We start from the raw sequence: 14,392 nt of genomic DNA, 5'->3' as shown, positions 1-14,392 counted from the left end.
CCGCTGGTGACCGCCTGGGAAGCCCGGACCGCCGGAGCCGAAGGCACCGGCGCCATCGGCCTCGACGACCTGCTCAAACAAGCCCTCCGGCACTCCCCCTCCCGCGTCATCGTGGGCGAGGTCCGGGCGGGGGAGATCACCGCGCTGCTGCGGGCCCTGGGCAACGGCGCGGCCGGAGGCATGGGCACCCTGCACGCCACCACCGCCCGCGCCGTGCCCGACCGCATCGCCGCCCTCGGGCAGTTGGCGTCCCCGCCGCTGCCGATCACCGCCGCGCACCGCTGGACCGCCTCCGCGCTGGACCTCGTGGTGCACGTGACCCGCCTCGACCGGCCCCACTGCCGCCACCGCACCATCAGCGAGATCGTCGAAGTCGGCCCCGTCGGCGACGCCGAAGGCCCCGACCTCACACCACTGTTCACGCTCCCACCCGACGCCGACCACGCCGTCCCGGTCGGCCCGCCGAGCCCCGCGCTGCTCGACCGGCTCACCCGCGCCGGACTCGACCGCGACGTGTTCGCACCGCCGGTGCAGGCCTGGGGCGGTGAGTGGCGATGAGTCTCTTCTTGCTCGGTGGAGCGGGCTGCGGGCTCGCCACCGCGATCGCGGTGCTCCTTCTTCTGTTCGGGCGCGAGGCGTTGCCGTCCCGACGGCGTCGTCGGGCCCGGAGGACCTTGCGGAAGCGCGCACGCATGGCCCTGGCCTCCGTGCTACTGGGCGGCGTGGCGTGGTGGACGACCGGCTGGCCGGTCGCCGGGCTCGCCGTCGCCGCCGCCATGGTCGGCCTACCGCACGTCCTGGTCCCGGACCGCACCCGCACGGGGATCGTGCGCGCGGAGGCCCTGGCTACGTGGACCCACCGCGTCGCCGACCTGCTTGCCTCCGGGGCGGGCGGGTTGTCGCAGGCCATCGTCCGCTCGGCAGCCACCGCCCCGGAGCCGCTGGCCGGGCCGGTCGAGCGCCTCGCTGCCCGGTTGCGTACCCACGGCACCGAGACCGCGCTGCGGCAGTTCGCCGACGAACTCGCCGATCCCGCTGCCGACGCGGTTGTCCTAGCGCTGCTGCTACGGCTGCGGGCGGGTGGGCGCGGGTTGGCCGACCTGCTGCACCGCCAGGCCGATGCCCAAGCCCGCGACGTCGCCGCACGCCGCACCATCGAAGCCGACCGGGCCAAACCACGCACGACCGTGCGGTGCCTGATCGGCATCACCCTGGCCATGACCACCGGCCTCATCGTGTTCGCCGGGCACTACCTCGCCCCGTTCTCCACCACACCCGGCCAGTTCGCCCTCGCAACGATCGCGCTGCTGGGCGCCGGGTCCCTGGTGTGGATGCACCGCCTGACCACCCCACCCACGCCGCACCGCTACCTCATCACCAGGGAGAGCCCATGATGCCGCTCGCCATTCTGCTGGGGCTGGTCTTCGGAGCCGGACTCGCCGCTGTCTTTCTCGCTGCGGTGCCGGACGCCAAGCTGCACCTTCCCTACGCCCTGGAGCGCACCAGCCGAGGCGCCTCGCCGCAGCCGACGACCGGCGTCGTGGTCACCGGTCTCACCGACCGCGCCGCCCGGTCCAGCCACCCCTGGCTCGGGCTCCCGCAGGCCGATCTCGACGTTCTGGAGCTCAGCCCCTCGCGCTACATCGCCCGACGCCTGCGGGGTGCCGCCCTGGGCGCGGCCACCGGCACCGTGCTCGTGCTGGTAAATGCGACGGCAACCGTGGTCCCGGCCGCCCTGGTGCCGCTGGGCGCACTGGCCGGGACCGGTTTGGGCGGGATGCTGCCGTATTTCCAGCTTCGCGACCGGGCCCGGCAGCGGCGGGATTCCTACCGCCGGGTCCTCGCGGTCTACCTCGACCTGGTCGCGCAGGAACGCAGTGCCGGTCGCGCCGCCACTCCGGCGTTGCGCGAGGCCGCGGAAGCCAGCGACCACCCGCTGCTGCTGCGCATCCGCGCCACCGTGCTGCACGCCCACCGGCTCGGCCGCACCCCGTGGGACGCGCTGCGCGACCTCGGCACCCGGCTGAAGGTGCCGGAGCTGGTCGACGTCGCCGACCTCGCCGACACCGCCGCCGACGGCGCCGCGATCGCCACCAGTCTGCACACCAAAGCCGCCTCCCTGCGTCACGCCGCGCTCAGCGACGACACCGCCGAGGCCAACCGCCGCAGCGAACGGCTCACCCTGCCGGTGTCGCTGCTCATGGTCGCCTTCCTCGGACTCGTCCTGTACCCGACCACCGCCCAACTCCTCACCCAGTGAAAGGACCCGTTCATGCACGCCCTGCGCCTCACCGCCGACCGCATCACCGCAGCACTCGGACACCTCGTGCTGCGCCTGGTCCTGGCCGTGACCCGGTTCCTCGACTGGGCGCAACGCCGCGCCCGGCGTCTCCGCTTCGACGACGAGGGCTCGGAGACCACGGAAAAGGCCGTGCTGACCGCGATCGGGCTCGCTGTGGCCGTCGGCCTCGGAGCCGCCATCACCGCGGTGGTCAACAAGTATCAAGGCCAGATCCACTGAGGACCCCTGTGATGACCCTCCACACCAGACCACCGTGGCCGGACCGTGGCTCGGAGACCGTGGAAACCGCTGTCCTCATCGGCATCGCGCTGGTGCTGCTGCTGTCGGTGGTGCAGGCCGGGCTGTGGTGGCACACCCGCAGCCTGTGCCTGCACGCCGCCACCACCGGCCTCACCGCCGCCCGCGCACTCCACGCCCCGCCGGGCGCGGGGGAGCGGGCCGCAGCCGAGTTCCTGCACCGCGCCCCCAGCGCCGCCACCGACCCCACCATCACCGTGAGCGCCACGTCCGAGACTGCGACGGTACGCGTCACCGCCTCCGCGCCGCGCGTGCTGCCGATCCCCGGCTTGCAGTTCCGCGTCACCCAGTCCGCCCACGGCGCCCGCGAACGCTTCACCACCCCAGGAGGCACGCCATGACCCACGGCGAAGCGGACGAGGGCTCGGCCAGCGTCGAGCTCGCCGTCCTCACCCCCGTCGTCCTGGCGGTGCTGGCGCTGATGGTCGCGGCGGGGCGGATCGTGACCGCCCACGCCGCGCTCGACACCGCCACCGCCGCAGCCGCCCGTGCTACCTCACTGGCCCGCACCGCCCCCGCCGCCCACACCACGGCGAGCACAGTGGCCACCCAGACCGTCCATGACCAGGGCCTGCATTGCCAGCACACCCAGCTCGCCGTGGACACCAGCGGCCTCACCACCCCGGTCGGGCAGACCGGAACCGTCAGCGTCGACCTGACGTGCACCGTCGCGCTGGCCGACCTCGCCCTGCCGGGGATGCCCGGCACCGTGGACCTGCACTCGGCGTTCGCCAGCCCGGTCGACCCGTACCGGGGGCGCTCATGATCCGGCGCGGGGTGGGGGAGCGGGGTTCGATGAGCGTGCTCGTCGCCGTCATGCTGCCCTGCCTGCTGCTCCTGCTCGCCCTCGTCGTCGACGGAGCCGCCCACCTGCGCGCCCTGGCCCGCGCCGACGCGATCGCCGCCGAAGCCGCTCGCGCCGCCCTGACCGCTCTCAACACCCGCAGACCCCACCTCACCCTCGATCAGGCCACCGCGCGCCGGGCGGCGCACGCCGCGCTGGCCGCCACCGGACACCGCGGCGAGATCACCCTCGACGGCCGCACCGTCCGCATCACCGTCGCCCACACCGAACCCGCCGCCCTCGGCCTGCTCGGCCCCGCCTTCCACGTCACCGGCCGGGCCGAAGCCCAGCTCGGTGTCGGCACCACCGACCCCGGACTCACCCCATGACCACGCTGCGCCGCCTGGCCGCCGCGCTCGGCCTGCTACTCCTGCTCGTCGCCCTGCCCGCCCTGCTCGCGCTCGCCACCCAGGCCTTCCCGTGGCCGAACCTGACCCCGCCACCAGTGCGCAGCGGGGCGCTCGGCGAACTGGTCTGGGCCGACGTGCAGGCTTGGGCCGCGCGGACCTACCACGAGCTGCGCCTCGGCCTCGGCCTCGACGGGCTCCTGCTCGCCGCCTTCCTGCTGACCGGCTGGACCCTCTGGGGCGTGGCGCTGTGCTGGATCGCCGCTGATCTCGCCGCGGCCGTGCGCCACGGCACCCACCGCCTGCGCGAACATCGGCCCGCAGGCGTGCGTGGCTGGATCACCGGGCTGGTCACCGGCGCCGTCCTGCTCGGCACCGCCACACCCAGCCTCGCCACCATGCACCCCGACCCGGTGGCGGGAAGCGCGCCCCGCCACCCCGGCGGCCCACAGCGCACCCCCGAAGCGCCACCGGCCGCACCGGAGGCGGGCGGGCACCCCATCCCCAGCCCGCCCGCCTCCCTTCACACCCAGCCCGGCGACACCCTCTGGAACCTCGCCGAAACCCACCTCGGCGACGGCACCCGCTGGCCGGAAATCACCGACCTCAACCCGCACCTGCCTCAGGACCCGCAGGACCTCGGGCCCGGCGCACCACTGCGGCTGCCCACCACCGAATCCGCACCCTTACGGCACGACACCCGGTGGGTCACCGTCGCCGACGGCGACACACTCTCCGGCCTCGCCCGCCAGCACCTCGGTAACCCCGACCGGTGGACGGAAATCTTCGACCTCAACCACGGCCGCACCCAACCCGACCACCGCACCCTGCAACGCCCCGAGCACCTCCTGCCCGGCTGGCAACTGGCCCTCCCGTCCGCCACCGACACCGAACCGGCCAACACACCAGCCCCACCGCAGCATCCGACCCGCCTGCCCCCAGAACCACCCACCCCCGCGCCGAGCGCGCCCCCCGACAGCGGACTGGCTCCCGGCGACGGTCCCCCGGGCGTGCCAGCCGAGCTCGCCGTACCCGGCACGATCGTCGGCCTAGCAGCAGCCGGGACACTCGCCGCCGCCCTCGGATACCGCTACCGCCTCCGCCGCACCCGACGGCCCCACCACGACCCGGCGCCGAACGTGTACCCGCTCCTGATCAGCCCACCCAGCGCTGCGGACCGCGACAACATCCCGCCCGAGCACTTCGACGACGAACTCACCCACGAATCCCGCAGCTTCGCGGCACATGCCGGCACCCGCGACCTCGACGACCTCGACGACCTCGACGACCTCGACGAGGACACTGCATCCACCGGCGCCGCACCACACCACCTGGAGCCGCCTCGCCTCTCGACCGATGACGACACCGACGGGCTCCCGGCGTGTGCTGACCTCGAAATCGTGCAGACCACCGCCACCCCCGCAACGCCACCTGCCACCGCGCCTGAGCCCGCCACGAATACGCCCGAGCCAGGCCAGCACACCGAGACGCCGCTGCGGATCACCGTGTTCGGCCCACCGCGCCTGTACTGCCGTCCGGAACCGGGCAGCGGCGAGCAGGAGATCACGGGGACCGTGCAGCCCCGGCAGCGCGAGCTGCTGACCTTCCTCGCCCTGCACCCCAGTGGAGTGCGCCGCGAGGAATTCGTCGAGGCGTTGTGGGGCGAGGCCGCCGTCAACACCAATGCCCTCAACACCGCGCTCTCCCGCCTACGCCGCACCCTGAGCGCACTCGGCAGGCCCTTGGGAGACCTCGTGGTCGCCGAACACGGCCACTACCGCCTCCACCCCGAACTGGTCGAGGTCGACTACTGGGACTTCACCACCGCACTGACCACACGCCGCGCCGCCACCACCGACGACGACCGATTCGGAGCCGACGACCGCATCATCGCCGCCTACCAAGGCGCCCTCGCCGCGGGCCTCGACAGCGCCTGGACCGAACCGCTCCGCGAGCACGCCCGCCGCGCCTTCCTCGACGCCGTCGCCGCCCACGCCCGCACCCTCCACCAGCAGCACCCGGAACACACCCTCGGACTGCTCGAACACGCCCGAGACCTCGACCCGCTCCACGAACCCCTCTACCGCGACATCATGCGGCTCCAACACGACCTCGGACACACCGACGCCATCCCACGCACCTTCACGCTCCTGCAGAACCAGCTCGCCGACATCACCGCCCGCCCCAGCCCGGCCACTCGCGCCCTCGCTGAACGCCTTGTAGGCCAGGCCCCTCACCTGACACCGTGATCCACAGCAAGCTCCTCAAGGGAGACCACGGTTGCCGGGCTGGAAGGCTCGCGCGAAGTCAGCTCTGGGGGCTGCTGCGTTCCGCTCGTGGCGCAAGCCCATCCAGTGAAGTTGCACCGGCTGAGGTAACGCGCACGGTGTGCGCAGGACGTGGTCCGCTGCCCCTGCTACCCCGGAGGCCGACTGGTGATCGCCGACGATCGGACGTTGCTGCTGGACTTGGAGAACTTGGGCAGCGTCAGACTCCGGCCTCGCCCGCTGCGCGCTCGGTTGATGACGTTGCTGGCCGCCGCTGGCGAGCACCATCATGCGGTGGCCGCCTACGCTGTCGCTGAGGACGGCATCGACTCGGCCGCCGCCGTGCTGGCCGAACTCCGAATCGCCCCGCTGCGCGTTGCACCGGGGCCGAATGCCGCGGAACTCGCGCTACTGACCCATGCACGGCACGTCCATGCCGAGGGCGGCAGGACGTTTCTGGTCGGCAGCGCTGACGGCCGCTTCGCCGAGCTGACCTCGCTGGGCCGCGTCGAACTGCTGGTCTGGGATGGGCAACCGGTGGCCACCAAGCTCGCCGAGGTCGCACACCGCGTGCACCGACTACAGCGGCCACACAACAGCTCAGCGGACGACTTCAACGCAACCAGCCCTCCCATCACCGAGGTATCGCCAGCGGCGCCACCCGAACCACCATCGGACAGGTGCCAACCGAACGGAATCGGTACCCACCTGCTCACCGCACTGGTCACCGGGATCGCCACCGCGGCCGGTCAACGGCTGTTCGACGCGATATGGCCGCGAGGACGGAGATGAGCACGACCCTCCTGACGCAGAAAAAACTCACGCGCGATTACCCCATCCGGCTGTAACGACCTGGCCCGTCGCCGCTTTCCTTGCCGAAAAATTGCTGCCGACGCTGAATGGACTGCCTGCATGTCAGTCCGCGATCGAGGTATCAATAGCAGGTCGACGGCTTGGAGAGCAACAATCTGTCGAGTGCCGAGAAAGTATCTGTTCGTCGGTTGCGTCAAGGTGCTTTCCGGGAGGAGATCTGAACAGAACCTCTCGATGCCGAAGGCTGAGCGGATGGCGAGCACACCGCCGGCCGACGGTGGTTGCTCAGTGTGGATCGCGAAGGCGTTCACGAGCCGCAGGCGGCTGTCGAGGCTGTCATCGGGGGTACCAATACGGGTACCAATTCGGGTACCAACCGACATGTCATCTTGAGTGACGACCCCGGTAAGGCGCATAACCGCAGGTAGCGGCGGGCGCCGGGGGTACCGGTGATGTCCCAGACTCCGTAGTGCCCCGCACACGAGTGCTCATCAGGGCGGGCGCGGGCAGCGACGAGGCCTCCACCTGGTGCGGCCAATGCTCCATCGTCTCCTTCCTTGCTGCTGCTCCGAGTTTCTTTTCTCTCGGTTTCTTCTCCGTGAGCACGTGTTCGCGATGTTCGGCCCGCGTCCTGATTGAGGCGATTCGTTTTCCGTGAGCATGACGGCGAGCCTTGGGTAAGGGCGGGTTTTCGCTGGTCGCGCGCTGAAAATTCCTAAAAGACTCTGCTGGTTTCGGGGTGTTTTCGGTTGCGCGGGGTGCGTGAGCAGAGCTAGCTTTGAGTTGTTCGCCCCGGGAAATGGCCCCGGGAATTCCCGCGAATTGTGCCCCCGGCGTGAGCTGTGCCTGCCGGTTTTCGTTGTTTCCCATGCGGAAGGAAAATTGCCATGACCACGACGCCCACGACCGCTCCCGCGACGTCCGGCCGGTTGCGCAACGGGCAGTTGCGCGCTCAGGTGGCCGGGGTGCTGGCCGCGTCCCGCCGCGCCGAATTCAGCCCCCGGCAGGTGGCCGCCGAGCTGAACCGGTCGGCCGGTGCGGTCGGTAACGCCTTGAAGGCCCTGGCTGCCAGCGGCGCGGCTGAGGTGACCAGCGAGAAGCCGTTGCGCTACAGGGCCACGCGCACCACCCGCAAGGCTGCCACGCCCCCCGCTGAGCCCACCGGTTCCGCTGCGACCCCGGCCGCCCCGGCCCCGTCGCGCCGCACGACCAGCACGGCCCCCAAGACGACCCCGCCCAAGGCGACGGCGGGCAAGGGTGCGGCGGGCAGGGGCGCGGCGCCGAAGCCGACCCCGGCGGTGGGGGAGCGGGTGACGGGTCCGGTGGCGCGGCCGAACGGGCAGATGTATCACCCGCGCACGCTGTCGGGGCTGCCGGATGTGACCGCGTTGCGCAAGCTGCGGGCGGCTGAGGTGCCGGTGCTGCTGTACGGCCCGCCCGGCACCGGCAAGACCGCCGTGGTCGAGGCCGCGTTCCCCGACGTGATCACCGTAGCCGGTGACGGCGACACCACGGTCGCCGATCTGGTCGGCGAGTACACCCAGACCCCCGACGGCCGGTATGTGTTTGTGCATGGGCCGTTGATCACCGCGATGCGGGAAGGGCGCCCGCTGTTCCTGGATGACGCCTCGTTGATCCCGCCGACGGTGCTGGCGGTGGTGTATCCGGCGATGGACGGGCGCCGCGAGGTCACGATCAAGGCCAACGGCGGGGAACGCGTCACCGCCGCGCCCGGGTTCTATGTCATCGCCGGGCACAACCCCGGGGTGCACGGTGCGGTGGTCACCGACGCGTTGTCGTCGCGGTTTTCCGCGCAGATCCAGGTGTCCAGCGACTACGACCTCGCCCGGGAGCTCAAGGTCGACGCCCGCGCGGTGCGGGTGGCGCGGAACCTGGCCACCAAGCAGGCCCGGGGCGAGGTCACGTGGGCGCCGCAACTGCGGGAACTCATCGCCTTCGACAAGATCGCCGCCGTTCTCGGGGCCCCGGCGGCGGCCGGGAACCTGCTGAACCTGTGCCCGGACGAGGACCGCGACACCGTCGCGGCGGTCCTGCGCAGCACCTTCGGGACCGCCATCGCCCCGCTTGCCCTGGGCGGGCGCCTGTAGGCCCGCCCGCCCGTCCCGCCCCGCGTTCTGTGTTCCTGTTGCTGTGAAAGGAAACCCCGCATGTCCGCGCACCTGATCCCGGACCCCGCTGTGACCCCGTGCAGTGACCCCCTGGCCCCCGGGTGGCTGGCCCTGTCAGCGGCGATGACCGAAGAGGCGCCGTTTGTGGCCGACCGCGACGACCTGGTCGTCACCATCGCGCCCGGGGCCGGGCACGGTTCCCCCGCGTGCTTCCTGCCGCCCCACGCGGCTATCGAGGTCGACGGCGCCCACTTCGGCGCGCTGGACCCCGGCACCGCTGACCCCGCCGACCCCGCCGACCGGGCCCGCTACGCGGCGGTGTGGGGGCTGTTCACCCATGAATGCGCCCACGCCCGCCACACCCGCTGGTCCCCACCCCCAGAGGCCCCCGCCGGGGCGGTGGCGGCGGCGCTGCTGCTGGAAGAGTCCCGCATTGAAGCCGCCCAACTGCGCCGCCGCCCCGACGACCGGCACTGGCTGCGCGCCTCAGCCCGCAAGCTCATCCTCGCCGACCTGCCCACCGACCCCGGCATGACCGCACGCGGCGCCGCCGACACCGCCGGGTTGCTGCTGGCCCGCCACGACGCCGGAATCCTGGAAGACACCGAAGTGCGCCACCTGCGCACCACGATCACCGGCATCCTCGGCGCCGACACCCTCGCCACCCTGCGCGGAATCTGGCGGCAAGCCCACACCGTCGCCGACGACGACGCGGCGGCCATGATCGAACTCGGGCGCCGCTGGTGCGCCGCCGCAGGCCTCGACCCCGACGAAACCCCCAGCGACACCCGCGAACCCGGGCCCAGCGACAGCACCAGCCCGGCCGGAACCGCCACGCTGGCCGAAGCGGTCCGGGCCACCGTCGACAACATCGACCGCCACGCCGCGACCGAACCCGCCCCCGGCAGCGACACGCGGCCCCGCCGCCCGGCAGACCCCGCCGCCGACGACGCACGGCGCGCCGCCGAAACCGTGTTCGACAAATCGGGCTCCTCCCGCACCGGCACGGCCGTGCTCACCGCGCCCCGGACACCGACCCCGGACGAACGCCGCGCCGCCCGCCGACTGGCCCGCGCGCTGACCACCGCCGGGGTCACCGACCGCCACACCACCCGGACCACGTCCCCGGTGCCGCCGGGCCGGTTGCGGATGCGCGGCGCGCTGGCCGCCGATGCCCAACGCGCCGCCGGGCAGATCCCCACCGCTGAGCCGTTCACCCGCACCCACCGGCGCCTCGCGCCCGCCCCGCCGCTGCGGGTCGGGATCGCCTGCGACGTGTCCGGATCAATGCGCCGGGTCGCACCGGCCACCGCCTCGGCCGCCTGGATCATGGCCCACGCCACCCGCCACACCCTGACCCCCGCCGACTCGGCCACGGTGATCTTCGGCTCCCACGTCCAGCCGATCACCCACCCCGGAACCGCACCCGCCAACGTCACCGAATTCGGCTGCCGTGGCAGCGTTGAGGACCTTCCCCGGGCCATCAACGCCCTCGACGGCGCCCTCGGGCTGGCCCAACCCGGCGCGGCCCGCCTGCTGGTCATCCTCAGCGACGGCAAGTTCCACCCCTGGGCCACCACCGGCGGCCAGACACTCCTCGACCGCCTCCGGGCCACCGGGTGCGGCGTGCTGTGGCTGACCACCGACGACCGCGACCGCCCCCTGCACGGCGCCACCGTGCACCAACTGGCCGACCCCGCCGACACCGCCACCGTCATCGGCCGGGCCGCCACCACCGCCCTCCGCACCGCCACCCACTAACCCGACCCCGCCACCCGCTGAGGGGCCGACCGTTCACGGTCGGCCCCTCAGCGTTCCCGCAGCACGGCACGCCCCCTGGGGGGCGTGCCGTGCTGCCCGTGCTGGGGGGCGTGCCGTGCTGCCCGTGCTGGGGGGCGTGCCGTGCTGCCCGTGCTGGGGGGCGTGCCGTGCTGCCCGTGCTGGGGGGCGTGCCGTGCTGCCCGTGCTGGGGGCAGGACCCCGCCTCTGAGCACGTTGGGCGGGGTCCTGATTCCAGGCCTAGCCAGCCTGTTCAGCGTCTTCCAGGGCCCGTTCCGCGTATGTGATCGCCAACCGGCAGATGTCACAGTGCGTCGGGACCTCGATGCTGTTCAGGTCGAGCTTGAACAGCCAGAACGGCGGGAAGTGCTGCTCACCCTCGCGGGCTTCGAACGCTGCCCGGCCCTCGCGGGTCATCTTTTCGATCTCGGTGAGGTAGTCGTCGGTCATCGTGTAGAAGGTCCGGAACCCGTGCTCGCGGATGTAGTTGATGTTGAACTTGAACGACTCGAGCACGATCGGGAACGGGTGGAACCCGAAGTGCGGGCGGAGCTCGTCGACCAACTGGTCCATGTCCACCTCGCGGATGACCGCGTCGAGCTTCGCCCACCGCTCACTGGCGTCGTACTCGCCCAGCTTGGAGGCGATGAACTGGCGGGCTTCCGCGAGGTTGTCCTGCTTCTCGTCGAACAGCCGCAGCGCGGCGTCCCGAGCCTCGGCACTGCCCGACTCGTGTGCTTCCTGCACGGCCCTCACGAGGTGGGTGGAGATCGCGCCGTCGTAGGCGAGCACCCATCCGAGGCGCTGCCACTGGTCCGGGATGCCGCGCTCGGCGATGCCTTGCATGAACTGTGTACCGGTGGGAGGCATGCCTTCCGCCTTTCGCTGAGTAGCATTCCTAGTAAAGAGAATGCTACTCAGCGGAGGCTCGGCAGGAAGCCGCCGACCGGGCGTCACTCGGGCGGATTCTCGTGCTGTTCCAAGGCTTTTTGCACTACTTCGGTGACTCTGTTCAGGGGCACCTGGTGCTGTTCACCGGAGGCGAGGTCGCGGACGGTGACGTGGCCGGTCTCCCAGTCCTGCTTGCCGACGATGACCACCGCGCGAGCTCCGGCCTTGTTCGCCCGGCTGATCTCTTTGCCGAGTTTGCGGACCTCGAGTGGCGTGGTGGTGCGGAGTCCGGTGGCTCGCAGGCTGGCCGCCGCCGTGTGCGCGGGGGCGTGGAGCTCCTCGGCGGTGGGGATGACGACGACGTCGACCTTGTTGTTCGCGGCGGGCAGGAGACCATGCGTGCTCAGGAAGTCCATGATCGTCACATCGCCCATGCCGAACCCGAAGCCGGGGACTTCCTGCGCGGTGTAGAGGCCTACGAGGTTGTCGTACCGACCACCGCCGAACAGCGAGCGCCGATTCTGCGGGTCGGTGTCGAAGACCTCGAACACCGTGGAGGTGTAGTAGTCGAACCCGCGCACGATCAGCGGATCGACCTTGATGAGGTCGCGAGCATGGGAGCTCATGACCTCGATCAACTTCGAGCCGGCACGCGCCTCCGCGGAGAGCTCGTCGAGGACGGCTTCACCGGCCTCGACGACTTCACCGAGCCGTGTGAACTGGGCGTCGCTGAGTCCGATCTCGGCGGCATCCTCGCGCAGCTTGTCCTGCGGGTACTTCTCCCACCGGTCCAGCAGGCCCGCGACCGGCCGAGTCTGCTCGCCCGGGACCTCCAGCACCTCGGAGAAGATCGCGTTGAGCAGGACGCGATCACTCATCCGAAGTACATACATGTCCCGCGTCGCGCCGAGGCTGGCCATCATGGCGTGGACGAGCTCGATGAACTCGACCTCGACGTTGCTCGAGGCTGACCCGAACAGGTCAACGTTGATCTGCCAGTGTTCACGCACGCGTCCGCGCTGGGGGCGTTCATAGCGGTGGCAGTTCGGGTGGCTGTACCAGCGCACCGGAAAGGAGAGCTTCCCCAGGTTGCCCGCGATCATGCGCGCCACCGACGGCGTCATCTCCGGGCGAAGCGCGAGGCGACGGCCGCCTCGGTCGGTCAAGGTGTAGAGCTGCTGCTCCACGATCTCCCGCGAAGACTTGGCCTCGTAGATCTCGACGGGTTCCAGGATCGGGCCGTCGTAGCGCTGGTAACCGAAGGTCTCGATGGCCTCGTAGAGATGGCCGAACACCTGCTGGCGGATCGACATGTCCTCGGGAAGGAAGTCCCGGGTGCCTCGGTAGGGCTCGGTCGACAGGTACTCGGCCACGGGGTAGTCCTCCGGTAGCAGCTCGTGAGTGACGGAACGGCACCACAGGGTAGTCGCCCTGCCTCTGCGCTCTGGCCCGGGACTACAGGTCCTGCAGCCCTGCCAGCACCGCGCGGAGCGTCTCGCGCGTGGCCGCACCCCACGTCGTTCGAGTGGCTTCTGCCCGGACATTGAGCTCTCCGGAGTAGACGGTGACGAAGCCTCCGGTGCAGAGCTCGCCCGAGATGATGAGCCCGCGGCGGAACTCGGCGCCCTGCGCTGTGCTGTCGATCGGTCCGGCTCCAGACGTGCGGACGTGGAACCGGCCCGCCGCACCCGGGAGAACGCGAGGGCGGGAACGGCGGGCCGGTCGTCGGTGAGTTCAGAGGAGAGGTGGCGCGTCGAGCGCGGCGAGCTGCTCGGCATGGCTGTTCCGCAGCTCGACGACCGCCGTGCCGCGCACGCACACGCCGCAGGGAGCGCCGCCGTTGCGGGTCATCACGTACGCCACGGGAACTGACTGTCCGCAACTGGTCACGTGATAGGTCGCAGGCTCCGGGAGGCTGATCAAATCGGCGGAGCGCGTCCAGAGGAAGCCGTCTTCGGAAGCGAAGGCGTGGCTGCGGGCGTCCAAACCGGACTGCCTCCAGGTGTGTTCGTTCATGTCGGTGCCTTCTGTTCGTGATGGCTGTCGGTCTGTGCCGTGGCGTGCTCGTCCGGCAAGCAGACGTCGCAGCGTGAGCAGCTCGGAGGTGGGCTGCCGAACAGCAGGAAGCCGATGACGCCGCACTCGGTGACTACGACCTGCCGTCCCTCGTACACGTCGATGACTGGGTGTTCGGGGATCGTGTGCCAGCGCTTTCCGTCGCGAAGCCCGACTGAGTAGTGCTTGCTCGGTTCGCCCGGGGGAGCGGTATCGCGATGGTCGGCCGGTGGCGCCACCTCGGTCGGGAGGTGAGCTACGCACGCTTCGCATGGCATGGCCTCGGTGTTGTCAGCGACCAGTTCGAGTACGGACGGATGCGCGGAGAAATTGCACAACGCTCGTCTTGGTCTGTCCGGGTCAGGCGAGCAATCGGTGCCGAAGTAGTGCGCGCGCCGGTCCGCTCGGCGGTCCATGCCCGCGCTGAGGCGTGCTCGGAGGAGGTTCATCGCGCCCACCTCCGGCCCCCGGTGGCGCGCGCTCCCACGCTGTGCGCCACCGGGGGCATGACCTGCCCGCCTCGCGGGGAGGGGTGCGGTGCGGGCAGGTGTCCGTCCGCCATGCCGGGCTGCGCTCCGGGGCATCGCGCCCAGCGGTCGCGCGTCGTGCGCCGCGTTCGGCCACGAGCGGACCACCTGCGAACGAACGTAAGAGTGAAGTTCACGGCC

At 71.3% G+C, this 14,392-nt stretch carries 15 protein-coding genes; 11 read left to right on the top strand and 4 right to left on the bottom strand.

All coding sequences use genetic code 11. The annotated features are described in order from the left end of the window. The 11 genes from ABD976_RS13070 to ABD976_RS13020 form a co-directional block, all read left to right on the top strand. A partial coding sequence (locus tag ABD976_RS13070) for an ATPase, T2SS/T4P/T4SS family (protein ID WP_345362520.1) occupies positions 1 to 558 on the top strand: 558 nt, incomplete at its 5' end. Positions 559 to 692: 134 nt separating this feature from the next. Then, the gene (locus ABD976_RS13065; protein WP_345362518.1) at positions 693 to 1,394 is read left to right on the top strand and encodes a type II secretion system F family protein; all 702 of its coding nucleotides are present in this window, start codon (positions 693 to 695) and stop codon (positions 1,392 to 1,394) included. Further along, positions 1,391 to 2,260 carry a pilus assembly protein TadB gene (locus ABD976_RS13060; RefSeq protein ID WP_345362516.1) on the top strand — a complete coding sequence of 290 codons (870 nt, stop codon included), beginning with the start codon at positions 1,391 to 1,393 and terminating at the stop codon, positions 2,258 to 2,260. The genes ABD976_RS13065 and ABD976_RS13060 overlap by 4 nt, the downstream gene beginning before the upstream one ends. Positions 2,261 to 2,272: 12 nt before the next feature. Continuing rightward, entirely contained in the window at positions 2,273 to 2,521 is a 249-nt protein-coding gene (locus ABD976_RS13055; protein ID WP_345362513.1) for a hypothetical protein, read from the top strand. 59 nt (positions 2,522 to 2,580) lie between these two features. Next, on the top strand, positions 2,581 to 2,940 hold the full coding sequence (locus ABD976_RS13050) for a pilus assembly protein TadE (RefSeq protein WP_345362510.1): 360 nt from the start codon (positions 2,581 to 2,583) through the stop codon (positions 2,938 to 2,940). After that, a complete protein-coding gene (locus ABD976_RS13045; RefSeq protein WP_345362507.1) occupies positions 2,937 to 3,365 on the top strand; it encodes a TadE/TadG family type IV pilus assembly protein in 429 nt (142 codons plus the stop codon). The genes ABD976_RS13050 and ABD976_RS13045 overlap by 4 nt, the downstream gene beginning before the upstream one ends. A 29-nt stretch (positions 3,366 to 3,394) precedes the next feature. Next, a complete protein-coding gene (locus ABD976_RS13040) occupies positions 3,395 to 3,772 on the top strand; it encodes a hypothetical protein (protein ID WP_345362504.1) in 378 nt (125 codons plus the stop codon). Further along, positions 3,769 to 6,039 (top strand): AfsR/SARP family transcriptional regulator, encoded by a 2,271-nt coding sequence (locus ABD976_RS13035; protein ID WP_345362501.1) that lies wholly within the window; start codon positions 3,769 to 3,771, stop codon positions 6,037 to 6,039. The genes ABD976_RS13040 and ABD976_RS13035 overlap by 4 nt, the downstream gene beginning before the upstream one ends. Before the next feature lie 186 nt (positions 6,040 to 6,225). Then, entirely contained in the window at positions 6,226 to 6,849 is a 624-nt protein-coding gene (locus ABD976_RS13030) for a hypothetical protein (protein ID WP_345362498.1), read from the top strand. A 908-nt stretch (positions 6,850 to 7,757) separates the two neighbouring features. After that, positions 7,758 to 8,978, top strand: coding sequence for an AAA family ATPase (locus ABD976_RS13025; protein WP_345362495.1), 1,221 nt, complete (start codon positions 7,758 to 7,760; stop codon positions 8,976 to 8,978). Between the two features lie 60 nt (positions 8,979 to 9,038). Next, positions 9,039 to 10,760, top strand: coding sequence for a vWA domain-containing protein (locus tag ABD976_RS13020; RefSeq protein WP_345362492.1), 1,722 nt, complete (start codon positions 9,039 to 9,041; stop codon positions 10,758 to 10,760). A 258-nt stretch (positions 10,761 to 11,018) separates the two neighbouring features. Here the strand turns inward: ABD976_RS13020 and ABD976_RS13015 are convergent, their stop codons facing one another. The 4 genes from ABD976_RS13015 to ABD976_RS13000 form a co-directional block, all read right to left on the bottom strand. Beyond that, positions 11,019 to 11,648, bottom strand: coding sequence for a hypothetical protein (locus ABD976_RS13015; protein ID WP_345362489.1), 630 nt, complete (start codon positions 11,646 to 11,648; stop codon positions 11,019 to 11,021). An 83-nt stretch (positions 11,649 to 11,731) separates the two neighbouring features. Beyond that, a complete protein-coding gene (gene hisS, locus ABD976_RS13010) occupies positions 11,732 to 13,042 on the bottom strand; it encodes a histidine--tRNA ligase (RefSeq protein WP_345362486.1) in 1,311 nt (436 codons plus the stop codon). 361 nt (positions 13,043 to 13,403) lie between these two features. Then, a complete protein-coding gene (locus ABD976_RS13005; RefSeq protein ID WP_345362483.1) occupies positions 13,404 to 13,685 on the bottom strand; it encodes a hypothetical protein in 282 nt (93 codons plus the stop codon). After that, entirely contained in the window at positions 13,682 to 14,173 is a 492-nt protein-coding gene (locus ABD976_RS13000; protein WP_345362480.1) for a hypothetical protein, read from the bottom strand. The genes ABD976_RS13005 and ABD976_RS13000 overlap by 4 nt, the downstream gene beginning before the upstream one ends. Between the last annotated feature and the right edge of the window lie 219 nt (positions 14,174 to 14,392).

The organism is Saccharopolyspora cebuensis, assembly GCF_039542665.1.
GTDB classification, from domain to species: Bacteria; Actinomycetota; Actinomycetes; order Mycobacteriales; family Pseudonocardiaceae; genus Saccharopolyspora; species Saccharopolyspora cebuensis.
This window is presented reverse-complemented; position numbering and strand designations above follow the sequence as displayed.